At 60.0% G+C, this 24,496-nt stretch carries 23 protein-coding genes and 1 tRNA gene; 12 read left to right on the top strand and 12 right to left on the bottom strand.

Annotated features, from left to right (window positions below; genetic code table 11):
* The first annotated feature begins 40 nt into the window (after positions 1 to 40).
* The 3 genes from AC1RMF_RS12930 (at position 41) to miaB (ending at position 2,016) form a co-directional block, all read left to right on the top strand.
* Positions 41 to 117 (top strand) — tRNA-Met (locus tag AC1RMF_RS12930).
* A 96-nt stretch (positions 118 to 213) separates the two neighbouring features.
* On the top strand, positions 214 to 570 hold the full coding sequence (locus AC1RMF_RS12925; RefSeq protein ID WP_493141907.1) for a hypothetical protein: 357 nt from the start codon (positions 214 to 216) through the stop codon (positions 568 to 570).
* A gap of 105 nt (positions 571 to 675) precedes the next feature.
* On the top strand, positions 676 to 2,016 hold the full coding sequence (gene miaB / locus AC1RMF_RS12920; protein WP_493141905.1) for a tRNA (N6-isopentenyl adenosine(37)-C2)-methylthiotransferase MiaB: 1,341 nt from the start codon (positions 676 to 678) through the stop codon (positions 2,014 to 2,016).
* On the opposite strand, the gene ffh is transcribed toward miaB, so the two are convergent.
* Positions 2,013 to 3,386: a signal recognition particle protein gene (gene ffh / locus AC1RMF_RS12915; RefSeq protein ID WP_342620737.1), complete on the bottom strand. Its 1,374-nt coding sequence runs from the start codon at positions 3,384 to 3,386 to the stop codon at positions 2,013 to 2,015. The two genes, miaB and ffh, sit on opposite strands and share 4 nt — an antisense overlap.
* A gap of 80 nt (positions 3,387 to 3,466) precedes the next feature.
* Between ffh and AC1RMF_RS12910 the strand changes: the two genes are divergently transcribed.
* The 8 genes from AC1RMF_RS12910 to AC1RMF_RS12875 all read left to right on the top strand — a co-directional run bounded on the left by AC1RMF_RS12910 (position 3,467) and on the right by AC1RMF_RS12875 (position 13,558).
* Positions 3,467 to 4,264, top strand: coding sequence for a cytochrome C assembly family protein (locus AC1RMF_RS12910; protein WP_342620736.1), 798 nt, complete (start codon positions 3,467 to 3,469; stop codon positions 4,262 to 4,264).
* The gene (locus AC1RMF_RS12905) at positions 4,261 to 4,488 is read left to right on the top strand and encodes a PP0621 family protein (protein ID WP_342620735.1); all 228 of its coding nucleotides are present in this window, start codon (positions 4,261 to 4,263) and stop codon (positions 4,486 to 4,488) included. Before AC1RMF_RS12910 ends, AC1RMF_RS12905 begins: the two co-directional genes overlap by 4 nt.
* Positions 4,488 to 6,233, top strand: a complete 1,746-nt coding sequence (locus tag AC1RMF_RS12900) for a two-component system sensor histidine kinase NtrB (RefSeq protein WP_493141902.1) — start codon at positions 4,488 to 4,490, stop codon at positions 6,231 to 6,233. The genes AC1RMF_RS12905 and AC1RMF_RS12900 overlap by 1 nt, the downstream gene beginning before the upstream one ends.
* Positions 6,212 to 7,690, top strand: a complete 1,479-nt coding sequence (locus tag AC1RMF_RS12895) for a sigma-54-dependent transcriptional regulator (protein ID WP_446738018.1) — start codon at positions 6,212 to 6,214, stop codon at positions 7,688 to 7,690. Before AC1RMF_RS12900 ends, AC1RMF_RS12895 begins: the two co-directional genes overlap by 22 nt.
* The gene (ampD, locus tag AC1RMF_RS12890; RefSeq protein WP_342620732.1) at positions 7,683 to 8,276 is read left to right on the top strand and encodes a 1,6-anhydro-N-acetylmuramyl-L-alanine amidase AmpD; all 594 of its coding nucleotides are present in this window, start codon (positions 7,683 to 7,685) and stop codon (positions 8,274 to 8,276) included. The genes AC1RMF_RS12895 and ampD overlap by 8 nt, the downstream gene beginning before the upstream one ends.
* Before the next feature lie 406 nt (positions 8,277 to 8,682).
* Positions 8,683 to 11,613: a ribonucleoside-diphosphate reductase subunit alpha gene (locus AC1RMF_RS12885; protein WP_493141899.1), complete on the top strand. Its 2,931-nt coding sequence runs from the start codon at positions 8,683 to 8,685 to the stop codon at positions 11,611 to 11,613.
* Between the two features lie 119 nt (positions 11,614 to 11,732).
* Positions 11,733 to 12,926, top strand: coding sequence for a ribonucleotide-diphosphate reductase subunit beta (locus tag AC1RMF_RS12880; protein WP_493141897.1), 1,194 nt, complete (start codon positions 11,733 to 11,735; stop codon positions 12,924 to 12,926).
* A 170-nt stretch (positions 12,927 to 13,096) separates the two neighbouring features.
* Positions 13,097 to 13,558 carry a histone H1-like DNA-binding protein gene (locus AC1RMF_RS12875; protein ID WP_493141895.1) on the top strand — a complete coding sequence of 154 codons (462 nt, stop codon included), beginning with the start codon at positions 13,097 to 13,099 and terminating at the stop codon, positions 13,556 to 13,558.
* 51 nt (positions 13,559 to 13,609) lie between these two features.
* Here AC1RMF_RS12875 and AC1RMF_RS12870 read toward each other — a convergent pair whose 3' ends face one another.
* The 6 genes from AC1RMF_RS12870 to AC1RMF_RS12845 all read right to left on the bottom strand — a co-directional run bounded on the left by AC1RMF_RS12870 (position 13,610) and on the right by AC1RMF_RS12845 (position 18,750).
* On the bottom strand, positions 13,610 to 14,683 hold the full coding sequence (locus AC1RMF_RS12870) for a zinc-ribbon and DUF3426 domain-containing protein (RefSeq protein WP_493141894.1): 1,074 nt from the start codon (positions 14,681 to 14,683) through the stop codon (positions 13,610 to 13,612).
* Positions 14,684 to 14,715: 32 nt separating this feature from the next.
* The gene (prmA, locus tag AC1RMF_RS12865) at positions 14,716 to 15,594 is read right to left on the bottom strand and encodes a 50S ribosomal protein L11 methyltransferase (protein WP_493141892.1); all 879 of its coding nucleotides are present in this window, start codon (positions 15,592 to 15,594) and stop codon (positions 14,716 to 14,718) included.
* A gap of 11 nt (positions 15,595 to 15,605) precedes the next feature.
* Positions 15,606 to 16,955, bottom strand: coding sequence for an acetyl-CoA carboxylase biotin carboxylase subunit (gene accC, locus AC1RMF_RS12860; RefSeq protein ID WP_342620726.1), 1,350 nt, complete (start codon positions 16,953 to 16,955; stop codon positions 15,606 to 15,608).
* Between the two features lie 11 nt (positions 16,956 to 16,966).
* Positions 16,967 to 17,425, bottom strand: coding sequence for an acetyl-CoA carboxylase biotin carboxyl carrier protein (gene accB / locus AC1RMF_RS12855; RefSeq protein WP_342620725.1), 459 nt, complete (start codon positions 17,423 to 17,425; stop codon positions 16,967 to 16,969).
* A 159-nt stretch (positions 17,426 to 17,584) separates the two neighbouring features.
* Complete coding sequence (locus AC1RMF_RS12850; RefSeq protein WP_493141891.1) at positions 17,585 to 18,088, bottom strand: TlpA disulfide reductase family protein; 504 nt, start codon at positions 18,086 to 18,088, stop codon at positions 17,585 to 17,587.
* Positions 18,089 to 18,156: 68 nt separating this feature from the next.
* Positions 18,157 to 18,750 carry a GatB/YqeY domain-containing protein gene (locus AC1RMF_RS12845; RefSeq protein WP_342620724.1) on the bottom strand — a complete coding sequence of 198 codons (594 nt, stop codon included), beginning with the start codon at positions 18,748 to 18,750 and terminating at the stop codon, positions 18,157 to 18,159.
* 24 nt (positions 18,751 to 18,774) lie between these two features.
* Here AC1RMF_RS12845 and mpl point away from each other — a divergent pair, with 24 nt between their 5' ends.
* Positions 18,775 to 20,169: a UDP-N-acetylmuramate:L-alanyl-gamma-D-glutamyl-meso-diaminopimelate ligase gene (gene mpl / locus AC1RMF_RS12840; RefSeq protein WP_493141889.1), complete on the top strand. Its 1,395-nt coding sequence runs from the start codon at positions 18,775 to 18,777 to the stop codon at positions 20,167 to 20,169.
* 7 nt (positions 20,170 to 20,176) lie between these two features.
* Here mpl and AC1RMF_RS12835 read toward each other — a convergent pair whose 3' ends face one another.
* From AC1RMF_RS12835 to tldD, 5 genes are all read right to left on the bottom strand, one after another.
* Positions 20,177 to 20,485, bottom strand: coding sequence for a hypothetical protein (locus AC1RMF_RS12835; protein ID WP_342620722.1), 309 nt, complete (start codon positions 20,483 to 20,485; stop codon positions 20,177 to 20,179).
* 96 nt (positions 20,486 to 20,581) lie between these two features.
* Positions 20,582 to 21,679, bottom strand: a complete 1,098-nt coding sequence (locus AC1RMF_RS12830) for a 3-deoxy-7-phosphoheptulonate synthase (protein ID WP_493141887.1) — start codon at positions 21,677 to 21,679, stop codon at positions 20,582 to 20,584.
* A gap of 200 nt (positions 21,680 to 21,879) precedes the next feature.
* Positions 21,880 to 22,203, bottom strand: a complete 324-nt coding sequence (locus tag AC1RMF_RS12825) for an AzlD domain-containing protein (RefSeq protein ID WP_493141885.1) — start codon at positions 22,201 to 22,203, stop codon at positions 21,880 to 21,882.
* Positions 22,200 to 22,916 (bottom strand): AzlC family ABC transporter permease, encoded by a 717-nt coding sequence (locus AC1RMF_RS12820; protein WP_493141884.1) that lies wholly within the window; start codon positions 22,914 to 22,916, stop codon positions 22,200 to 22,202. The genes AC1RMF_RS12825 and AC1RMF_RS12820 overlap by 4 nt, the downstream gene beginning before the upstream one ends.
* A gap of 13 nt (positions 22,917 to 22,929) precedes the next feature.
* Complete coding sequence (gene tldD / locus AC1RMF_RS12815) at positions 22,930 to 24,390, bottom strand: metalloprotease TldD (protein ID WP_493141882.1); 1,461 nt, start codon at positions 24,388 to 24,390, stop codon at positions 22,930 to 22,932.
* Between the last annotated feature and the right edge of the window lie 106 nt (positions 24,391 to 24,496).

Below are 24,496 nucleotides of genomic sequence, written 5' to 3'. Positions count from 1 at the left end.
TGGCAAAAGTCCTTTTGGACTTGCTATAATTGCGGCCTTCGGTGATATAGCTCAGTTGGTTAGAGCGCAGCATTCATAATGCTGATGTCGGTGGTTCAAATCCACCTATCACCACCAAATTCCCCAAGCCCGCTGTCCTTTTGGCGGGCTTTTTGGTTTCTGGACGCGTGATAGCATCCCGACCATTCCCTCCACAGCCTCTGGATACACACCATGAACCGCTGCAACTTCAAACACCCGTCGCGTCTGCGGCGCACCTTGCTGGCCCTGCCCTTGCTGGGCATGACCGCCCTGGCACAGGCGCAAATCAATGTGCGCCCCTTCCCGCCCAACGCCATGCGCGGCACCATGGTGGTGACCTATCCGCCCATCATCCAGATGGATGGCAAGTCGGACCGGCTTTCTCCCGGCTCCCGGATCCGGGGAACCAACAACCTGCTGGTGCTGTCCGGTTCCATCGTGGGCCAAAGCCTGGTGGTGAACTACGTGCGCAACCCGACCGGTGAAGTGCATGACGTCTGGATACTGACCGACGCGGAAGCCGCACTCAAACTGCCCACCCAGCAGTAGCCCCTGCAGCCGCCATGGCGGCTGGCACCTTTTGCTTTCGCCGCCTGCGCGGCAGCCCCTCTTTGCAGCACGTCGCTGCATCCTTGTATTTCGCGGAGTTGCTCCATGTCCAAAAAAGTCTTTATCAAAACCTTTGGCTGCCAGATGAACGAGTACGACTCGGACAAGATGGCCGACGTGTTGGGCGCGGCCCAGGGCTACGAGCCCACGCAGGACGTGGAAGAGGCCGACCTGATTCTCTTCAACACCTGCTCGGTGCGGGAAAAGGCCCAGGAAAAGGTGTTCTCTGACCTGGGCCGTATCAAGCACCTCAAGAAGAAAGGCGTGCAGATCGGCGTAGGTGGCTGCGTGGCAAGCCAAGAAGGTGCCGCCATCATCGCCCGCGCGCCCTATGTGGACGTGGTGTTTGGCCCGCAAACCCTGCACAGGCTGCCGGAGATGCTGGCGGCACGCGCGGCCCAGAACAAGCCGCAGGTGGACATCAGCTTTCCGGAAATTGAAAAGTTTGATCACCTGCCGCCCGCCAAGGTGGAAGGCGCTTCCGCTTTTGTGAGCATCATGGAAGGCTGCAGCAAATACTGCAGCTACTGTGTGGTGCCCTATACCCGGGGCGAGGAAGTGAGCCGTCCGTTTGAAGACGTGCTAGTGGAAGTGGCCGGACTGGCCGACCAAGGTGTGAAGGAAATCACGTTGCTGGGCCAGAACGTAAATGCCTGGCGCGCACCTATGGGAACTGGCGGCTCTGAAGTTGCCGACTTTGCCACCCTGCTGGAATACGTGGCCGACATTCCCGGCATTGAGCGCCTGCGTTTCACCACCAGCCACCCCAATGAGTTCACGCCTTCCCTGATCGCCGCGTACGACAAAATCCCGAAGCTGGTCAGCCATCTGCATCTGCCGGTGCAGCACGGCAGCGACAAGATCCTGATGGCCATGAAGCGCGGCTATACCGCCATGGAATACAAGAGCACGGTGCGCAAATTGCGCGCCATCCGTCCGGACATGGCCATGAGCAGCGACTTCATCGTCGGATTCCCCGGAGAAACGGAAGACGACTTCAACAAGATGATGAAGCTGATCGACGACATCGGCTTTGACAACAGCTTCAGCTTCATCTTCAGCCCGCGCCCGGGCACACCTGCGGCCAACTTGCACGATGACACGCCGCACGATGTGAAGCTGCGCCGCCTGCAACACCTGCAAGGCGCCATCAACGCCAACATCACCCGCATCAGCGAAAGCCGCTTGGGCACGGTGCAGCGCCTGCTGGTGGAAGGGAGCTCCAAGCGTGACAGCGGTGAGCTCATGGGCCGCACCGAGTGCAATCGGGTCGTGAACTTTGCCGGCCAACCCCGGCTGATCGGCCAGATGGTGGATGTGCGCATCACCGAGACGCGCAGCTACACCTTACGTGGTGAAGTGGTGACGACGGAAGTGCTTGCCTAGAAAGGCATGCCGGGCATGCCTTTCATGCCCTTCATTCCACCCAGGCGCTTCATCATCTTCATCATGCCGCCGCCCTTCATCTTCTTCATCATTTCCTGCATTTGCTCGAATTCCTTGAGCATGCGGTTGACCTCCTGCACCTGAACACCCGCGCCCGCGGCGATGCGGCGCTTGCGCGTGGCCTTGATGAGCTCGGGCTTGGCGCGCTCCAGCGGCGTCATGCTGTGGATGATGCCTTCCTTGCGTTTGATGTCCTTTTCGGCGCGCTCCATGTCGACCTGACCAGCCTTGGCCGTCATGGCGGCGGGCAGCTTGTCCATGAGGCTGGAGAGCCCGCCCATCTGCTTCATCTGCTGAATCTGCGCCAGGAAGTCGTTGAGGTCGAAACCGGCACCGCTCTTGACCTTGGCGGCCAGTTTCTGCGCTGCTTCGATGTTGACGCCGGAAGTGACCTGCTCCACCAGCGCAACGATGTCGCCCATGCCCAGAATACGCCCCGCATGGCGCTCTGCATCGAACACTTCCAGGCCGTCAAGTTTTTCGCTCACGCCGGCAAACTTGATGGGCGCCCCCGTGACTTGACGCACCGACAACGCTGCACCACCGCGCGAGTCGCCATCGGTCTTGGTCAGCACAATGCCGGTCAACGGCAGCGCGTCCTTGAATGCCTTGGCCGTGTTGACCGCGTCCTGCCCCTGCATGGCGTCGACCACGAACAGCGTTTCCACCGGGTTGAGGGCGGCGTGCAGCTGCTTGATTTCCAGCATCAAGGCTTCGTCAATGGCCAGACGCCCCGCGGTGTCCACCAGCAACACGTCAAAAAAGTGCTTCTTGGCGTAGTCCAGGGCTGCCAGGCCGATGTCCACCGGCTTCTGGTCTGGCGTGCTGGGGAACCACTCGGCGCCGGCCTGCGCTGTCACCGTCTTCAATTGTTCGATGGCGGCCGGGCGGTACACGTCGCCCGAGACTGTCAGCACCTTTTTCTTGCGCTTTTCAATCAGGTGTTTGGCCAGCTTGCCGGTGGTCGTGGTTTTACCTGCACCCTGCAGACCCGCCATCAGAATCACGGCGGGCGGCTGGGCCGCCAGATTGATGTCGCTGATGCCCTCGCCCATCGTGGCAGCAAGCTCACGATTGACGATGCTCACCAGCACCTGACCGGGTTGCAACGAGCCCAGCACTTCCTGGCCCAGCGCCTTTTCCTTGACGCGTGCAATGAAATCACGCACCACCGGAAGTGCCACATCGGCCTCCAGCAGTGCCATGCGGACCTCCCGCAGCATATCGGAGACATTGCTTTCGGTAATGCGCGCCTGCCCGCGGAGTTCTTTGACGAGGCGGCTGAGTTTGTCGGTGAGTGCGGAGGCCATGGGTGAAAAGTCCGGCAAGCCGGAACCTGTATTTGGGCGCCAGACGAAGCTGGCGGAATGCAAAACGCTAAACTGTGCACATGATTTTAGCCAGTGCGTCCCCCATTCCGCTGATTCTGTCGGTTCTGTCCGCGCTGGCCTATGCTTTTCCAGCCGTTCTGGTCAACCGCATGGGAGTGCGGTCCGCCCATTTGTGGGTGGGAGTAGCCTGGCTATTGCAGGGGGCTTTGCTGGCGCTGGCACTGCTGGGCGATCCGCCGCACTTCGGTTTTGCCACGGCCCTCTCGGTCACCGCCTGGCTGGTGGCTGCGGTATATGCGGTGGAAAGCCTGATTTACCCGCAGCTCCCGACGCGCTGGACGCTCAGCACCATTGGCGCCATTGCTGTCATGCTGGCCTATTTGTTTCCGGGCAGTGTCATGCCCGCCACCACCTCGGTCTGGCTTCCGGTGCACCTGGCTTTTGGTGTGGCCTGCTACGGCCTGTTCGGCATGGCGGTGGTGCATGCATGGTTCATGAACCACGCGGAGCGACGCATTCGCTCTGGCAAGGACTCCCACAGTGGACTGCCGCTTCTGACCCTGGAGCGGCTGACCTATCGCTTCGTGGGTGCCGGATTCGTGCTGCTCAGTGCCACGCTGGTGGTCGGCATGCTGTTTGGCGAGGTGGTCTATGGCCACGCTTGGCGCTGGGACCACAAGACGGTGTTCTCGGTACTGTCATGGCTGACCTTCGTGGTGCTGCTGGTCGGACGCATTGGTTTCGGCTGGCGCGGCAAGCGGGCCACCACGGTGTTGTACATGGGGTCGGCATTTTTGCTGCTGGCCTATGTGGGGTCACGCTTTGTGCTGGAGATCATTCTGGGACGCGCACCGTGAAGTTCCTACTGCTGTTCTTCATCTTCATGGTGTTTGCATTCCAGTGGCGTCACTCCCGTGCCAACAAGGTGAACAAGGCAGTGCGCAAGAGTGCGCCCCCCCCAGGTGCCGCGGCCATGGTGGTATGTGCGCACTGCGGTGTGCATCTGCCGGCGACCGAGGCCGTACACGGCGCACAGGCGGTGTACTGCAGCGCCGCGCACCGCCTGGCCCGGGAGCCCTGATGTCCGTGTCTGCCCGCGTGCGCTCCTGGCTGGGACCGGTAGCAGCGTCGGGTACGGATATCCATACGGACGATACACGCGAGTTCTCTCGTATCTGGCAGGGCTTCATGACGGCCCGTCTGACGCTGGGTCTGGTGCTGGTGGCCATGCAGATCACCATGCGGGCCACTGGCTCTACACACAGCATCTGGCTGCTCCTCATCAGTGTGGCGTATTTCGCCAGCACCCTGACCACCGGACTGTTTGGCAAACCTCTGTTTCTCGGTGATCGGTTCAACCGCCACTGGATCCGGCTGGTCGGGCTGGACGTGCTGGCGTTTTCTTCGCTGCAAATCCTGCAGGGCAGCCCGGTCAACTACACGCCGTTGTTTGCCCTGCCAATCTTGTTGGCATCGGTGCTGGGGTCCTTGCGACTGGCGCTCGGTACCGCCGCCGGGGTGACGGTGCTGCTGCTCGGCAGCACCCTGCCCGAATTACTGCAGGTCAGCACCGGCACCACTGTCACGCTGCTGCAGGCCGCCCTCACTGGGGCGGGCTACTTTGCCATCGCTTTGCTTGCCAATCAGCTGTCCACCCGTTTGGCCAGTGAGGGTTTGCGGGTACGCAGCAGCCAGGCGGCAGTCAACCTGCAACGGCAGGTCAACGAACTGGTTATTGAGTCCCTGCCCGATGGGGTGCTGATTGTGGACCGGCAGGGCGCCATCCGCGCGGCAAATCCGGCAGCACGCGCATTGATGGCGGACGCCACGGAGTCGCCGGAATCATTCAGCCATCTGCAGCAAAGAGCCGAATGGCAACCCCTGCTTGATTTGACGCAGCGCAGCTTTGCCCTGGCAATGGCCCAGGAAGAGGACATCAGTATCCGCTCCCCCGAAAGGGGTCCGCGTCGCATCCATGTGAGCACCCGGCCCACCAATCCGCAGGCGCTTGGCGGGGAGAGTTTGTGCGTGCTGTTCATGAAGGACCAGAGAGAGCAGGAAGCACGCATGCGTACTGAAAAGCTCGCCAGCATGGGCCGCATGTCCACAGCGGTGGCGCACGAAATCCGCAACCCCCTGGCAGCAATTTCACAGGCCAATGCGCTGCTGGAGGAAGACCTGAGCGAACTGCGTCACAAGAAGTTGACCCGCATGGTGCATCAGAACACGCAGCGCCTGTCCAAAATCGTGGACGACATTCTGGATGCGGCGCGGGCACAACCGCGGGAAGGTGGGCTCACGGCATTGCATGTGGCGCTGAACTCGACCACCCAACGCATCTGCAACGAATGGGGGGAGCAAAACCACTGCCGTCAACGCCTGCTGTGCACATTGGCAGATGTACCCACCACCGTGCAATTTGAAGGTGACCATCTGCGCCGCGTGCTGGTCAATCTGCTGGACAATGCACGCCGCTTCTCCAGCGACGTGCCTCACAATATCCGGGTACAGACTTATGTCCCCCAGGGAGAATTTGCCACTCTGGAGGTTTGGAGCGAAGGCCCGCCACTGGACCAGACCGTGGAGCGTCACCTGTTTGAACCTTTTTTCTCATCCGAGAGCCGCTCCAGTGGCTTGGGGCTTTATATTTGTCGCCAACTCTGTGAAGGGCACGGAGCCAGCATTGCCTATGAACGCAGCCGGCGCGCAGTCGATGGCCAGATGGTGGATGGAAATGCCTTTGCCATCACCCTGGTACGCGTCGCCGGTGCCGTCCCGGACAATGAGGAAGCAACCCCATCCGTATGGCCTCCACACACCCATTGACTGACATCCAAATCCTGGTCATTGACGACGAACCAGATCTTCGTACGCTGTATGAGCTCACGCTGCTACGCGAGGGCTACCAGGTGGATGCCGCCGCGACCATACAAGAGGCGTGGGAGCAGCTCAACAGGCAGCGATTTGATCTGGTAATCACCGACATGCGCCTACCGGATGGCTCCGGCATCGATCTGCTCAAGGGATTGCGCGCGCAGCAGCGGCAAGAGCGTTGCATCGTGATCACCGCGTATGGATCTGCCGAGAATGCGGTGGACTCCCTCAAGGCGGGTGCATTTGACTATCTCACCAAGCCGGTGGACCTCAAGCAGTTCCGCGCAGTGGTGAGCGCCGCGGCATTGGGCGCACGCACGGCCGCGGCAACGGCCTCCGACGTCCTGCCTACGCCGCCAGATACACCAGCTGCAGCGCTAGGCGGAAAGGGGGAGCAGGCACTGCAGCGCCTGGTGGGCGACTCGCCAGCAATGCGCGCCGTGCGCGAGCGCGTTGCCAAAGTGGCGCGCAGCATGGCGCCGGTGATGGTGCGCGGCGAATCCGGGACCGGCAAGGAACTGGTAGCCCAGGCACTGCATGCCAACAGCCACCGCCGCGATGGCCCATGGGTTGCAGTGAACTGCGGTGCCATCCCCGAGAACCTGCTGGAAGCGGAGTTCTTCGGTGCCAAGAAAGGGGCCTACACCGGCGCCACACATGACCGTGAAGGCTTCTTCCAGGCGGCCAACGGAGGCACCTTGTTTCTGGACGAAATTGGCGATCTGCCGCTGCCCATGCAGGCCAAGCTGCTGCGAGCCATCCAGGAGCGGCGAATACGCCCCCTGGGCAGCACCCAGGAGGAAATTGTGGATGTGCGCGTCGTCAGTGCAACCCACAAGGATCTGCCCAGCGAAGTCGTCGCAGGCACTTTCCGTCAGGACCTGTTCTACCGCCTCAACGTGATTGACATAGACATCCCACCTCTGCGCGAGCGCCCGGAGGATTTGCCTGCGCTGTGCCAGACATTGCTGGAGCGCATTTCCCGGGATTCCGACCTGCCCATGCGGCAGGTCCCCGCCCACACCATGGCGCGCCTGGCCGGACTGCCCTTGCTGGGTAACGTGCGTGAACTGGAAAACATTCTGCACCGTGCGCTGGCCCTCAGCGAAGGCAACGCCCTCGAACTCTCGGGCATAGAGCTTGAGCGCTGCATGCCCTCCCCCCAACGCACTTCAACGCCTCCCCAGGCGGTGGAGACCCCGGCGGCCAAAGCGCCCTTGCCGGACGACCTGCAACGCTATCTGGACGAGCAGGAGCGCAGCATCCTGGTGCGTGCGTTGCGGGAAACCGGATTCAACCGTACCCTGGCAGCCAAACAGCTGGGACTGACGTTGCGACAAATACGCTACCGCATAGCCAGGCTCAAGATCGATGCACCAGACGTGAGCGGCGAGGATTCCGATGAATAGCCCCCCTGCCGTGGACCCGATCACGTGGCGAGATGGCTGGTACGCCTTTGCACGCCGCTGTGATTCGCCCAATTTCGGACCACGCCCCAAAGACGTGGCTGTCGATCTGGTGGTGCTGCACTCCGTCAGCCTGCCACCCGGCGAGTACGGAGGAGATGCGGTGCAGCAGCTTTTTTGCAATACGCTGGACTGGAACGCACACCCTTACTTCAAGCAAATGGAAGGTCTGCAGGTTTCCGCGCATTTCTTCATTCAGCGTGGAGGCGAGTTGTGGCAGTTCGTCAGCTGCGATGACCGGGCCTGGCATGCAGGGCAGTCGCGCTTTGGCGAGCGAAGCAACTGCAATGACTTCTCCATAGGCATAGAACTCGAAGGACTGGAAGGCAACACCTTCGAGCAACCCCAGTACGAAACCCTGCTCGCCCTGTTGCCCGCGATCGCTGGCCATTACCCGGTTGCGCACATCGCGGGACACGAACACATTGCCCCGGGACGCAAATCCGACCCCGGTCCCGGCTTTGATTGGGACTATCTGCGTAACCGTTGCGGCTTTTTACCCCCGTATTTTCCCGATAAGCATATGTGATGGGCGGCTGACAGGCCGACCTGGTGCAGCCGGCATCCGCAGGTGCACACTTATCTGACAAAAACGCCGGCCACGAAAGGTCTTGCGCGGCGCGCTTTTGGCGACAAAAACGTCCGCCAAGCCGCGCCAAATCGACGTCCTTTTTGTTGGAGCCGCATTTCATGCGGGCTGGGCGCGGGCGGAGAGAAAAAGTCCTGCATTGCAAGACCTTGTTGCAACTTTTTTCAGTCGCAATGGGCCATCCCGCATCGTCGTTGGATACACTACAGGTAGTGGCTTGCCATCAACCATGACCCCAGATATAGTGTGTTACGTTCACACGGATACACAAGGGGATCGCACCGATGACAGGCCCTTCCCGACTTCCCTGAACCCCAACAATAAAACTGATTTAGAAGAGGAAATCATGCAGTCTTACGCATCTCCAAGCACCCCACTGTCCACCGGCGTCCTGAGTACCCAGGCTGCTCCCTCATATGCCGACGCGCAGGCCCATCCGTTGGCCCATTACCAGATCATCCGGCGCAACGGCGCAGTGGTTCCGTTTGAACCCAATAAGATCGCCGTGGCGATGATGAAAGCCTTTCTGGCCGTGCACGGCACACAGGGTGCAGCGTCGGCCAGCGTGCGCGAAACCGTGGATGGCCTGACGCAGCAAGTCATTCGCGCGCTGATGCGTTCACGCCCGGGTGGCGGCACTTTCCATATTGAAGATGTGCAGGACCAGGTGGAACTGGGACTGATGCGCGGTGGCCACCACGAGATAGCCCGCGCCTATGTTCTGTACCGCGAACGCCGCACCCAGGAGCGCGCCAAGCAGGTGGAACAGGTCAAACCCAAGGCGGCCACCATCCACGTCACCGAAGACGGTCAGCGGGTGGAGCTGGACCTGGACCTGCTCAAATCCCGCATCGAGACTGCTTGCGCCGGCCTGGGCGTCGACGTCAAGGCCGATCCCATCGTGGCCGAGACCATGCGCAATCTGTACGACGGCGTTCCCATGGACGAGGTCTACAAGGCATCCATCCTGGCAGCCCGCACACTGATCGAGAAAGATCCGGACTACACCTACGCCACTGCGCGCCTGTTGTTTGTCACCATCTCGCGCGAGATTCTGGGCCGCGACGTGGCCCAGGCCGATATGGCACAGGCCTATGCCGACTACTTCCCCGGTTTCATCAAGAAAGGCGTGGATGCCGAGCTGCTGGACGAAAAGCTGCTGCAGTTCGATTTGAAGCGACTTGGCGCCGCACTCAAGGCCGACCGCGACCTGAATTTCGACTACCTGGGTCTGCAGACTCTGTACGACCGCTACTTCCTGCACGTGGGCAAGAAGCGCATCGAACTGCCGCAGGCTTTCTTCATGCGTGTGGCCATGGGCCTGTCGCTCAACGAGATCGACCGTGAGGCACGCGCCATCGAGTTCTACGAAGTGCTCTCCAGCTTCGACTTCATGTCCTCCACACCCACACTGTTCAACAGCGGCACGTTGCGCTCACAGCTCTCCAGCTGCTACCTGACCACGGTGCCGGACGATCTGGATGGCATCTACGAATCCATCAAGGAAAACGCACTGCTGTCCAAGTTTGCCGGCGGCCTGGGCAACGACTGGACGCGCGTGCGCGCCCTGGGCTCCCACATCAAGGGCACCAATGGTGAATCGCAAGGCGTGGTGCCGTTCCTCAAGGTGGTCAATGACACCGCCGTGGCCGTGAACCAGGGCGGCAAGCGCAAGGGCGCGGTCTGCACCTATCTGGAGACATGGCACCTGGACATTGAAGAATTCCTGGAGCTGCGCAAGAACACCGGTGACGACCGCCGCCGCACCCACGACATGAATACCGCCAACTGGGTGCCCGACCTGTTCATGCGCCGTGTCATGGAAAAGGGCACCTGGACACTGTTCTCGCCCTCCAACGTGCCGGACCTGCATGACCTGTTCGGCGCCGAATTCGAGAAGGCTTATGTGGCCTACGAAGAAAAGGCTGCGCGTGGCGAAATCAAGCCCAGCCGCACGGTGCAAGCCGCTGACCTGTGGCGCAAGATGCTGACCATGCTGTTCGAAACCGGCCATCCCTGGATCACGTTCAAGGATGCCTGCAACGTGCGCTCGCCCCAGCAGCACGCTGGCGTGGTGCACTCTTCCAACCTGTGCACCGAGATCACGCTCAACACCTCCGACACCGAAACCGCGGTCTGCAACCTGGGATCGGTCAATCTGCTGCACCATCTGAAAGATGGCGAGAACGGCAAGGACCTGGACCACGACAAGCTCAAGCGCACCATCACCACGGCCATGCGCATGTTGGACAACGTGATTGACATCAACTACTACGCCGTCAAGAAGGCACGCGACTCCAACCTGCGCCACCGTCCTGTGGGCCTGGGTGTCATGGCCTTCCAGGACAGCCTGTATGCACTGCGTATTCCTTACGCTTCAGACGCTGCAGTTGCCTTTGCTGATCGCTCCATGGAAGCCATCTGCTATTACGCCTACTGGGCGTCCACCGAGCTGGCGCGCGAACGCGGCAAGTACTCCAGCTACAAGGGTTCCTTGTGGGACAAGGGCGTGCTGCCACCCGACACGCTGGACATGCTGGCCAGTGCGCGTGGCGGCTATGTGGAAGTAGACCGCTCCGCCACCCTGGACTGGGATGCCCTGCGCAAGAAGATTGCGGCCGACGGCATGCGCAACTCCAACTGCGTCGCCATTGCCCCCACAGCCACCATTTCCAACATCATCGGCGTGGATGCGTCGATCGAGCCCTGCTTCGGCAACCTGTCCGTCAAGTCCAATCTGTCGGGCGAGTTCACCGTGATCAACAGCTATCTGGTGCGCGACCTCAAGCGTCTGGGCCTTTGGGATGACGTAATGGTGATGGATCTGAAGCACTTTGACGGATCACTCGCGCCCATCGACCGCGTGCCGCAGGAAATCAAGCAGCTGTACGCCACTGCCTTCGAAGTGGAAACCCAGTGGCTGGTGGAAGCTGCCGCACGCCGCCAGAAGTGGATCGACCAGGCCCAGTCGCTCAACATCTACATGGCGGGTGCTTCCGGCAAGAAGCTCGACGAGACCTACAAGCTCGCCTGGCTGCGCGGACTCAAGACTACCTACTACCTGCGCACCATGTCTGCCACACATGCTGAGAAATCGACTGTGTCCGCTGGGCGTCTGAACGCTGTGTCGTCTGGCAGCGAAAACGGCGGTCAGAAGATGAGTGCATTGGAAGCCGCTGCCGCAGCAGCCAAGGCGCAAATGGCCTTGCCCGAAAACGCTGCGACCGACATCCGATTCTGCGGTGTGGACGATCCCACTTGCGAGTCGTGCCAGTGATTGGCGATGCGCATTGCATGCATTTGCGATGCTATTGAACAACACTCTTAGGCGGTGAAATGAATGATAACTTTTCATTTCATTTCACTGCTCCCATAATCCGCAGATTGGAATACCCTATGTTGTCCTGGGACGAAGAAGTCAAGCCCTCACCGCAAACAAATTTCTCACGTACGGCGCACTCTGCTGCACCGCTGACGCAAGAAGACGCCGCTCTCGGATTGCGCACCCTGCATGATGGTGCCGCGGTTCCAGCCCCTGCTGCAACGTCTCCACCTCTGCTGACCGAAGCCGCACGTCGTGTGCGTGCTGCAGACAAACGCATCATCAACGGTCAGACCGACGTCAACCAGTTGGTCCCCTTCAAATACAAGTGGGCGTGGGAAAAGTACCTCGCCACCTGCGCCAACCACTGGATGCCGCAGGAAGTCAACATGACGCGCGACATTGCGCTCTGGAAAGACCCCAACGGTCTGACCGAAGACGAGCGTCGCATCGTCAAACGCAACCTCGGGTTCTTTGTGACCGCCGATTCGTTGGCTGCCAACAACATCGTGCTGGGCACCTACCGCCACATCACTGCACCGGAGTGCCGCCAGTTCCTCTTGCGCCAAGCATTTGAAGAAGCCATTCACACCCACGCCTACCAGTACATCGTGGAGTCCCTTGGCCTGGATGAAGGCGAGATCTTCAATGCCTACAACGAAATCCAATCCATCCGTGACAAGGACGAGTTCCTGATTCCCTTCATTGAAGCGATCATGGACCCTGCCTTCCACACCGGCACACCGGAAACCGACCAGACCCTGCTGAAAAGCCTGATCGTGTTTGCCTGCCTGATGGAAGGCCTGTTCTTCTACGTAGGCTTCACGCAGATTCTTGCCTTGGGCCGTCAGAACAAGATGACCGGTGCCGCAGAACAGTACCAGTACATCCTGCGTGACGAGTCCATGCACTGCAACTTCGGCATTGACCTGATCAATCAGCTCAAGGCCGAGAATCCGCATCTGTGGACGCCTTCGTTCAAGGCGGAAATCAAGGCGCTGTTTGAAAAGGCAGTGGAACTGGAGTACCGCTATGCCGAGGACACCATGCCACGCGGCGTGTTGGGCATGAATGCATCCATGTTCAAGGGCTATCTGCGCTACATTGCCAACCGTCGCGCCACCCAGATTGGATTGGAGGCACTCTTCCCCAACGAAGAGAACCCCTTCCCTTGGATGAGTGAGATGATTGACTTGAAAAAAGAGCGCAACTTCTTCGAAACCCGTGTGATTGAGTATCAGTCGGGTGGCGCGCTTTCCTGGGATTGATGTCTCACAATGTTTTCTAGAATTTCACACCTGAACAATCGCGCCGTAGAGCGTGGTGTGCGGGTGTGTTACCACGTTCATGCCGCTGGGCAACTTCCCAACGGTATGAATCGCTTCTTGTACTCCAACTCACAAGAAGTGCTCTTTGTTACTTGATCAAGGAGAAAGTTATGGCAACTGCAAAAAAACCGGCCGCAAAGAAGGCCGCACCCGCGAAGAAGGCTCCTGCTAAAAAGGTAGCCGCTAAGAAGGCAGCTCCTGCTAAGAAGGTAGCCGCCAAGAAGGCAGCTCCTGCTAAGAAGGTAGCCGCCAAGAAGGCAGCTCCTGCTAAGAAGGTAGCCGCTAAGAAGGCAGCTCCTGCTAAGAAGGTAGCCGCCAAGAAGGCAGCTCCTGCTAAGAAGGTAGCCGCCAAGAAGGCAGCTCCTGCTAAGAAGGCGGCTCCCGCCAAGAAAGCTGCTGCGGCCAAGAAGCCCGCTGCAAAGAAGCCAGCAGCCAAGAAGGCAGCCAAGAAGCCGGCTGCGAAGAAAGCCGCGAAAGCACCCGCTGCCGCTGCCGCTCCTGCGGCCCCTGCTGCTCAGACCACTCTGAACCCGCAGGCCGCTTGGCCCTTCCCTACGGCCAGCAAACCCTAATCAAGAAATTGGTTAGTAGCAAGCCCGGCACCGCGAGGTGTTGGGCTTTTTTCATGGGTAAAAGGCAAGCAGCTTGTAACCCGCAATATTTTCAATGGCCGACCCGGCGCGCACAGCAACGGGAATGCTGCTGGAGAGTTCAGCCCCAGCCTCCATCACGGGAGTCTTGCCCGCAAACTCCTCTGCAAGAATGACCCGTCTCAACAAAGGCTTGTCCTGCATGTCGGTCAGTGTCAACTCCAGCGCGGGACTGGCAAGCGCAAGGGTTGCGGCGTTCTTCAGCGTCACATTCAACAGGTAGATTCCGGGCTTGATGCTTGTAAACGCTGAACTGTCGATAGCTATCGACTCGATCTGTCTGGGCGCGGACACAGCGCACCTGAGTACATCGCAAGCAGCCACCAGTACCGGTCGCATGCTCGGAATGATGGTGGCCACGCGATCACGCTCTGCCATCAGCAATTGGAGCCCAAGCATGGCCACCAACAGGCAGCACACCGCAACCATCATGCGCTTGCCAAAGATGCGTCCCAGCCGGGAAGTGCGCTCTTCGCGCGGCATGAAAGACAGCGGAACTTCTTCGGCTGATGCTGGCGCATCTTCCTCGGACACATCAACCGACGATTCGGGAGCATGCTGCCAGTTGTCCTCCATCGGTGGCACATACTGGGAAGCCAGGGAGTCTTCCATCACGGGCAAGTCAAAATGGCTTGGCTCCAGATAGGGTTCCACCTCGGCAGGAGGCTCCTCGTTCAAGACGTCTTCTGGCGTTGAAGATGGCTCATCACCGACGTGATGCAACTCCTCGCTCAGATTGGCAATTGGCTCTTCGGCACTGGGGTGTACCTGCGGCTCCGCAATTGCCCCCCAGTCGTAACCCACATTAATGCTGGACGCGGGATCCAAGGGATCCGATATGTCGCTTGGTGAGTAAGTCGCTTCGGGCGGCAATCTGACTTCAGGTGCTGACACCACGACAGGTGCGTCCTGCGATTGCATATGTGCATTCGCATCGAAGACTTCATCACACTGACCGCAACGCACCCAGCCTTCGGATATCCGAAGCTGGTCCGGCACGACGCGAAACATCGTGGCGCATGCCGGGCATTGGGTAATCAGACTCATGTGCGGCTCATTGTAGAGCGCAAAGTCAGGCGCTAAAAAGCAGCCGTCATCAGGATCCAGCCATCTTCCGCATCAGCGACTGACAACTTGCAATACGGCGCGTAGGCGGCAATCAGCTCATCGGCCTGCCGCTCCAGAATGCCCGCCAGTACCAGACTGCCGCCGCTTGCCACATGGGAGCACAACAAGGGCGCCAGCACCTTAAGTGGTGTGGCGAGAATATTGGCCAGCACCAGCCCGAAGGTACCCACCGCCTTGTCCGGCAGGCCGGCATCCAGCACGACCCGGTTGGCTTCGGCATTCAGTTGTGTGGATTGCACGGCCGCTTCATCGATATCCACAGCGATCACTTCCGAAGCGCCGTACTTGGCCGCCCCGATAGCCAGAATGCCTGAGCCGCAACCATAGTCCAGCACACGGGGCGCCACCGGATGACTGGCGATCCAGCGCAGGCACATGCGGGTTGTCGGGTGCGTGCCCGTGCCAAAGGCCAGCCCCGGGTCCAGGCGAATGACTTGTCTGGCTTGCGCAGGTGGCTCATGCCATGTGGGGACAATCCAGAAATCGAACGTAATCTCCACTGGCGCGAACTGCGATTGGGTAAGACGCACCCAATCCTGGTCAGCCACCGCGTTGAGCCCCAGAACCTGACACTTGCTGAAGAAATCCTGCAACTGCAGCAAAGTAGCAGCCTCTTGGGCAGACTCTTCCTTGTCAAATAGTGCGATCACGCGGGAGCGCTGCCAGCCATCCTTGGGAGGCGGCATGCCCGGCTCACCAAAGAGCGCCTGCTCTGCATCGGTCTGGGCATCTGCATCTTCCACGCTCACGCTCAACGCGTCGAGCGCATCCAGGGCATCACTCAGACTTTCCACCCGGTCCTCCGGGCACATCAGGCGCAGTTCAAACATGCCTGGTACTTTCAGCGCTTGTGCTGCTCGAGCCAGTGTTCGAGGTAGTGGATGTTGGTTCCACCGGCCATGAACTTGGCATCCACCAGCAACTCACGATGCAGGGGAATGTTGGTGTTGATACCTTCCACTACCGTCTCGGCCAACGCCGTGCGCATGCGGGCCATGGCCTGCTCGCGCGTGTCACCGTGGGCAATGATCTTGCCGACCATGGAGTCGTAGTTGGGCGGCACAAAGTAGTTGGTGTACACATGCGAATCCACACGGATACCAGGACCACCAGGCGCGTGCCACATCGTCACGCGTCCCGGAGACGGAATGAACTTGTAGGGATCTTCGGCATTGACCCGGCACTCGATGGCGTGCCCGCGCATCACGATGTCCTTCTGGGTGAAAGGCAACTTCTCACCGGCGGCCACCATGATCTGGGTCTTGACGATGTCCACACCGGTCACCATCTCGGTCACCGGATGCTCCACCTGCACGCGGGTGTTCATCTCGATGAAATAGAACTCTCCGTCTTCATACAGGAATTCGAACGTACCGGCTCCGCGGTAGCCAATCTTCTTGCAGGCGGCCACGCAACGCTCGCCAATGCGTTCAATCAGCTTGCGATTGATCCCCGGTGCGGGAGACTCTTCCAGCACCTTCTGGTGACGCCGTTGCATGGAACAGTCGCGCTCACCCAGATACACTGCGTTCTTGTACTTGTCGGCGATGATCTGGATTTCCACATGGCGCGGATTCTGGAGGAACTTCTCCATATAGACCGCGGGATTGCCGAACGCCGCGCCGGCCTCAGCCTTGGTCATCTGCACCGCATTGATCAACGCCGCCTCGGTATGGACGACGCGCATGCCACGTCCGCCGCCGCCGCCAGCAGCCTTGATGATGACCGGGTAGCCAACGGCCTTGGCCACACGACGAATGGTTGCCGGGTCGTCCGGCAGTTCACCCTCTGAACCGGGCACGCAAGGCACACCGGCACGGATCATGGCCTGCTTGGCAGATACCTTGTCACCCATGATCCGGATGGATTCCGGTGTGGGGCCGATGAATTGGAAGCCACTCTTTTCCACACGCTCGGCAAAATCGGCGTTTTCACTCAAGAACCCGTAGCCTGGGTGGATCGCCTCGGCGTCCGTCACTTCCGCAGCGGAGATGATGGCCGGCATGTTGAGGTAGCTCTGTGCCGAAGCCGCAGGCCCAATACACACGGCCTCTTCCGCCAGCTTGACGTATTTGGCTTCCCGATCCGCCTCGGAATAGACCATCACAGCCTTGACCCCCAGCTCGCGGCAGGCCCGCTGAATTCGCAAGGCTATCTCGCCACGATTGGCGATCAGTATTTTTTTGAACATGGGCTTGGCGCTTATTCGATGATGAACAGTGGCTGGCCGTATTCGACCGCTTGCCCGTTCTCGCACAGAATCTTGGTAACGGTCCCCGATTTGTCGGCCTCAATTTCATTGAGGATCTTCATGGCTTCAATAATGCAGATGGTTTCGCCTTCCTTGATGCTGTCACCAACCTCCACAAAAGGTTTGGCGCCAGGCGAGGAAGCACGGTAGAAGGTCCCGACCATGGGAGATTTGACGGCATGACCGGCAGCAACCTCTTCAACCACGGGCGCTACGGGAGCAGCCACAGGTGCGGCAACTGGCGCTGGAGCGGATTGAACCTGATGGTAGACCGGTTGGCCGTAACCCTGAGCCAGAGCCCCGCCTCCCTTCACGATGCGCACCTTGCCTTCGGCCTCGGTAATTTCCAGCTCCGAAACATTGGAATCAGACACGAGGTCGATCAGAGTTTTGAGTTTGCGTAAGTCCATGGAGTCTCCAACAACGTTCAGTAACAGGGGCCGTAATTTACAGCAAAATTACCGCTATTTTTGGCAATTTTATTTATTTGTCGTCAATTCAAGGTTAAATACTTGTATGACACGCCGCGGACAAGCATGCAATGTCCGGGCAAAAGACGCGGAGCGGGGCTATTTTAACTGAGCCCAGAGGTTCAGATCATCCGGCCGCAGACGGCCCAGTTTGCGTTGCACCACAACGCCCTGTGCATCCAAGGCCACGGAGAACGGCAAGGATCCTGAGGGGTTTCCCAACTGGCGTGCCAGCCCAGCACCGGTGGCCGCGACCAACCCCACAGGAAAATCCAGTGGAAGTTTTTGCAGAAATCCTTGCACGGCATCGGGTCTGTCGACCGCAAGGCCGACGACTTGCCAGCCATTGGACCGGTTTTTCCGGTAGAAGTCATTGATCAGTGGCAACTCTTCAATACAGGGTGGACACCAGGTTGCCCAGAAGTTGACCAACAACGGCTTGCCACGGAACTCCTGCAAGCGCAGAACGCCTCCTTGTGGCATATCCCATTGCAGCTCCCAAAAGTCGGGTACCACCTGCACAACATCCCCGGAACTGTCGCTTGCCTGATTTTTCCACCACGCCAAGCCGCCGCCCAATGCCGCCAGCACGCCGGCAGCCACCAGCAAGCCACGTCGAGATGGGTGCGACGCAGGTTCGTCAGCTGTACCGGGGGTTGAATTTGCTTCCGTCATAGCCGTCCATCATGCAACAAATTGCGCAAGGCCGCTGCATCCCCACGGGGCTTGCGGCCGCGGGCATCCGGTTTCAAGGCACCACGCATGTCGTCCAAATCGTAGACAAGCAGGTGCACCCCCACGTGCGCCTCCAGGGCAGGACATGCCACTTGCACACTGAGCGCATCCACCATCTCACCGTGAAAGCCGGGAACCGAGTGGACTTCAAAGCGCACGCCCATATCAATGAGCGATATCTCTGCCGACTTGGAGTCGTCACAGAAAAGCTGGATGTAAATATCCGACAGGCGTGTGGCCGTCCCGCGCCACACGGCGCCCCCCAGATGGGGTCTGTACGTATGCATCTTCTCCAACCAAGTTAGCGCCAACTCACGCAATGAGCGCAATTCTGCCGGCTGTGTATCGGCACAGAAAATGGCTATGTACTCTTCTACCGCCAGTTCGATGGCATCGTTGTCCGGCAGCGCCGTACGTCCTGGCAGCCCCATTTGTTTGACTGCGCGGCGCTTGGCAGCGCCATATTCCAAGCCCTCTTCCACCACCATGCGGGCGGCGGTCGATGCAATTTCTTCTTTGACGGAGTCCATATCGGCATTGTGCACAATAGCCCTATGCACATTCATATTCTGGGTATCTGTGGCACTTTCATGGGCGGTCTGGCCGCTCTGGCACGCGAAGCGGGGCATCGCGTTACTGGTTGCGATGCGGGTGTGTATCCACCCATGAGCGACCAATTGCGGGCTTTGGGCATCGACCTGGTGGAAGGTTTTGGCGCCGACCAGATGGCACTCAAACCCGACATGTTTGTAGTGGGCAATGTGGTTAGCCGCGCGCGCCTTGACAATGGCGAGCCCAAATTTCCCTTGATGGAAGCCATTCTGGATGCAGGCGCGCCCTACACCAGTGGCCCGCAATGGCTGGCCGAACACGTGCTCCAGGGTCGGCACGTGCTGGCCATTGCTGGCACCCATGGCAAAACTACCACCACGGCCATGCTGAGCTGGGTCTTGCAGAGCGCAGGCCTGGAGCCGGGCTTTCTGGTGGGCGGCGTCCCCATGAACTTCGGCGTCTCCGCCCAATTGGGTAAAGGCCCATGCTTTGTGATCGAAGCCGATGAGTACGACACGGCCTTCTTTGACAAGCGCAGCAAGTTCGTCCACTACCGTCCGCGCACCGCGATCCTGAACAATCTGGAGTTTGACCACGCCGACATTTTTGACAACCTGGCAGCCATTGAGCGCCAGTTTCACCACCTGTTGCGCACCGTTCCCTCCAGCGGGCGAGTGGTAGTCAACGGTCTGGAAGAAAGTCTGGCGCGCGTATTGCACCAGGGCTGCTGGAGCGAAGTGCGCAGCTTTGGCGCCGCAGTGAGTGACTTCACGACGCAAGGCGAACCCCATGACTTCGACGTGCTGCTCCGCGACAAACCGGTGGCCCACGTGCGCTGGAATCTGGGCGGCGTTCACAACCAGCTCAATGCCCTGGCCGCGATCGCGGCCGCCGAACACGTAGGCGTGAGCCCGCAACAGGCTGCGGCAGCCTTGGGTACTTTTGAGAATGTCAAACGTCGCATGGAAGTGCGGGCACAAATCACACTGAACGGCAGTGCCGCCGCTGTCCCGGTCACCATCTACGACGACTTCGCCCACCATCCAACCGCCATCCGGACCACGGTGAACGGCTTGCGCCGCAAGGTCGGCAAAGCACGCATCCTGGCCGTATTTGAGCCTCGCAGCAATACCATGAAGCTGGGCGCCATGAAGGCCCAGCTACCCTGGAGTCTGGAAGAAGCGGACCTGGCCTTTTGCCACAGTGGCGGCCTTGGCTGGGATGCAGCTGAAGCGCTCAGCCCCATGGGTCAGCGCGCCTTTGTTGCCGACACGGTGGACGCCATCGTGGCGCTGGTTTCAACCCACGCCCAACCCGGCGACCACATTCTGTGCATGAGCAATGGCGGCTTTGGCGGCATCCATGCGAAGCTGGAACTGGCCCTGCGCCAGCGCTAGAACCAACTCAATACGTCACAGTCAGACTGTCTGCGTCTACCTGCAGGCTTTTCTTGCCCAACACCGCCGTAGCCGCAGCGGCAAACTGGGCGCCCCATTGGGCATCGGCAAAGCGCACGACACCTGCCTCGCGGGCCACCACGACCACCTTGTCGGCCAGCAACACCTTGCCGGAAGCGCGCAAGGGTTCGCACTCCAAGGCCACGAACTGATCGTCCAGCCACTTGCGCGCCAGGTCATTGGCCATGGGCTCCTTGCCATCCATGGCGAACGAAAAGCTCTGTCCGCCCACGGTCACGTTCACTTCGTTGCGCATTGGTGCTCCTGTGTCTTGTTGATGGCACAAGATTAACGCAAATGAATTGTCGCCACGCTGACAAAAGGCAAGCGTGGCGACTCCATGGCAAACTGACTAGCGACGACGTGCCTTCACGGCAGCAGACAAGACCTCCAGAGACTCCAGAGAATCATCCCAGCCCAGGCAGGCGTCGGTAATGCTCTTGCCGTACTCCAACTTGGCCGAGTCGTCCTTGCCCGGCGTGAATTTCTGCGCACCAGCGTGCAAGTGGCTTTCCACCATCACGCCAAAGACGCTGTGCGAGCCCGCGGCAATTTGCGATGCAATGTCGCGCGCCACGACCAGTTGCCGCTCATGTTGCTTGCTGCTGTTGGCGTGGCTGCAATCCACCATCAAGGTTGCAGGCAGCTTGGCCTTCTCCAGGTCGGCGCAGGCTGCAGCCACGCTTTCTGCATCGTAGTTCGGCGCCTTGCCGCCGCGCAGGATGACGTGGCAATCCTTGTTGCCCTTGGTCTGCACAATCGCCACCTGGCCATTCTTGTGCACCGACAGGAAGTGGTGCCCGCCCGCGGCAGCCTGGATAGCGTCGGTGGCGATTTTGATGTTGCCATCCGTTCCATTCTTGAAACCGATGGGCGCAGACAGACCCGAGGCCAGTTCGCGGTGCACCTGGCTTTCGGTGGTACGCGCGCCAATGGCGCCCCAGGAAATCAAGTCGCCCAGGTACTGCGGTGAGATCACATCCAGGAACTCGCTGCCAGCCGGCAAGCCCATGCGGTTGATTTCGATGAGCAACTGGCGCGCAATGCGCAGGCCCTCATCAATGCGGAAGCTCTCATCCAGGTAGGGGTCATTGATCAGCCCCTTCCAGCCCACCGTGGTGCGTGGCTTTTCGAAGTACACGCGCATGACGATTTCCAGCGTGTCGGCATATTTCAGGCGCTGCTCTTTCAGACGTCGGGCGTATTCCAGTGCCGCCGATGGATCGTGGATGGAACACGGCCCGATGATCACTAGCAGGCGGTCATCCTTGCCAGCCATGATGTTGTGGATGGTGTGGCGCGTGTCGGAAATCAACTTTTCAACAGGCGTGCCTTGGATCGGGAAGAAGCGGACCAGATGCTCGGGGGGTGGCAACACGGTAATGTCCTTGATGCGTTCGTCGTCGGTAATGCCAGTGCGGTCGGCGCTGGTATGGGCTTTGGTAGTCATGGCGATTTCCTGGTTAAAACAAAAATGCACATAAAAAAACCGCCGGGGGTGCCGGCGGTTTTTGGAAGATTCGGGACCTTTTCTACAGGTACGCTCAGATCTCTCTACCGCCGCAGGCGCTTGAGAACCAAAAGTAGCTAAAGAAGAAAGTTGCTGAATGCATGGTTGGCAATGTAGCACAAGTTTTTGACAGCGCCCATTCAGGCGACAAAGTAGCGCCAAAGTCCGTAGGCAACAAAGCCGCTGAGAATGGCACCCAGGGTATGCCGGCTGATCAACGCAACCAGCGTGGCGACGATGGTGCCGGGCAGATAGGCGTTGTGCAGTGACACATCCACCACGCCCTGGGGTGCCAACGCCATGGGCGTGATCAGTGCCGTCAGAACCGCCGCAGGCACATACCGCAAGGCACGCTCCAACCATGAAGGGAACGCCAGCCCATGGCCAAACACCAGAAAGCTCAGACGTATGCCGTAGGTCACCACCACCATGCCCAGCAAAATCCATAGCCAATCGGTATTCATGCCGCGGGCCTCTTGTCTTCTGCAGGCGCAACGCGTGCAGCCCATACTTCCATGGCGACGCCTGCGGCAACGCCCGCAACAGCTGCCAGCATCAGGCCCAGCTTGTAAGGCAGTCCGCGCGCCAGCATGGCCACTACGCCCGCCACCAGAGCGGCCATCAGAATGGGCCGCTCCCGCAATTGCAGCGCCACAATGGCGGCAAAGGTCGCCACCATGGCAAAGTCCAGCCCCAGGTTTGCCAGCCCCGGCACGCTCTGTCCCAGCAGTACCCCCACCGTGGTCCACACCAACCAGTTGACGTACATGGACAGTGAAGAGCCCAACCAGTAGTAGGCGCCGTCCTTTACGTCGACGTGGTGACGCAACTGGTTTTCCACCACCGCGAAGGTTTCATCCGTGAGCCAGAAGGACAGTGCCCAGCGCCAGCGTGCCGGCAATGTGCGCGCATAGGGCAGCAGGGTCGCGCTGTAGAGCGCGTGGCGCAGATTTACGACGAACGTCGTCAGCCAGATGACCGGCAGCGCCGTACCGCTGCCAATCAGGCTCACGGCCACAAACTGGGACGAACCGCCAAACACCAGGGCCGACATGCCCAGGGTCATCCACACCGGAAGGCCGGAGCCGATCGCCAATGCACCGAATATCACCCCGAAAGGCGCCGCACCCACCAGCATCGGAAAGGTGTCACGCGCACCGGCTACGAATGGACGCAAAGGCAGCAACCTGTCAGGCCGTACCGCCCACGGTCAGACCGTCGATGCGCAGCGTGGGCTGGCCCACGCCTACCGGCACGCTCTGGCCTTCCTTGCCACAGGTACCCACTCCGCTGTCGAGCTTCATGTCTGCCCCGATCATGGTGACGCGCGTCAGCGCATCCGGCCCGTTACCCACGATGGTGGCGCCCTTGACGGGGTAGAGGATCTTGCCGTTTTCCACCCAATAGGCTTCGCTGGCAGAGAACACGAATTTGCCGGATGTAATATCCACCTGACCGCCGCCGAAATTGGTGGCATACAGGCCCTTCTTGATGCTGGCCACGATTTCCTCGGGGGCCTTGTCGCCACCCAGCATGTAGGTGTTGGTCATGCGCGGCATAGGCACGTGGGCATAGCTCTCGCGGCGGCCATTGCCTGTGGGTTTGACACCCATCAGGCGGGCATTCATGGAATCCTGGATATAGCCCTTGAGGATGCCGTCTTCGATCAGCACATTGCGCTGGCTGGCATTGCCCTCGTCATCCACATTGAGCGAACCGCGGCGGTCGGCAATGGTGCCGTCGTCCAGCACGGTCACGCCCTTGGCCGCCACGCGCTGGCCGATACGGCCACTGAATGCGCTGGAACCCTTGCGATTGAAGTCGCCTTCCAACCCATGGCCAATGGCTTCATGCAACAGGATGCCGGGCCAGCCGGAACCCAGCACCACCGTCATTTCGCCTGCGGGGGCGGGGCGCGCATCGAGATTGGTCAGTGCCGCATGCACGGCCTGGTTGACGTATTCCTCGATCTGCGCGTCGGTGAAATAGGCCAGCCCGAAACGGCCGCCACCACCACTGGAGCCAACTTCGCGTCGGCCTTTTTGCTCTGCAATGACCGTCACCGACAACCGCACCAAAGGACGCACATCCGCCGCCAACGTGCCATCGGCGCGGGCCACCAGCACCACGTCGTACTCGGCCGCCAGACCGGCCATGACCTGCGCCACGCGCGGATCCTTGGCACGCGCCAGGCGCTCCACCTTGCCCAGCAGCTCGACCTTGGTGGTACTGTCCAGCGTGGAAATCGGGTCCACTGCCGTATAGAGACTGCGCGCACCGGCGATCTTGTTCGCCGAGGCCTTCACACGCGCTGACTTGGCTGCGCTGGAGATGGTGCGCACAGTGCGTGCGGCATCCAGCAACGACGCCTCGGAAATATCATCGGAATAGGCAAAGGCCGTCTTCTCGCCACTCACCGCGCGCACGCCCACGCCCTGGTCGATGCTGAAGGAGCCGGTCTTGACGATGCCCTCTTCCAGGCTCCAACCTTCGGAGCGGGTGTATTGGAAATACAGGTCCGCTTCGTCGACCTTGTGCGCCTTGATTTCGTTGAGCGCGCGGGTCAGATGGGATTCATCCAGGCCAAACGGCGTGAGCAACAGGGACTTGGCCGTGGCCAGGCGTTCGATGGTGGGTTCGCGAGAGATCATTGGGCCATTTTAGGCGCCACGGTTGGAGTGTGGCGGTTTATGGTTCAAGACCTTATTGTTGGTAGACCCTGCTGGTGGGAAGGGGACCTACAAAATCCCCGCAAGG

It is taken from the genome of Rhodoferax sp. GW822-FHT04A08 (assembly GCF_058801025.1).
This window is presented reverse-complemented; position numbering and strand designations above follow the sequence as displayed.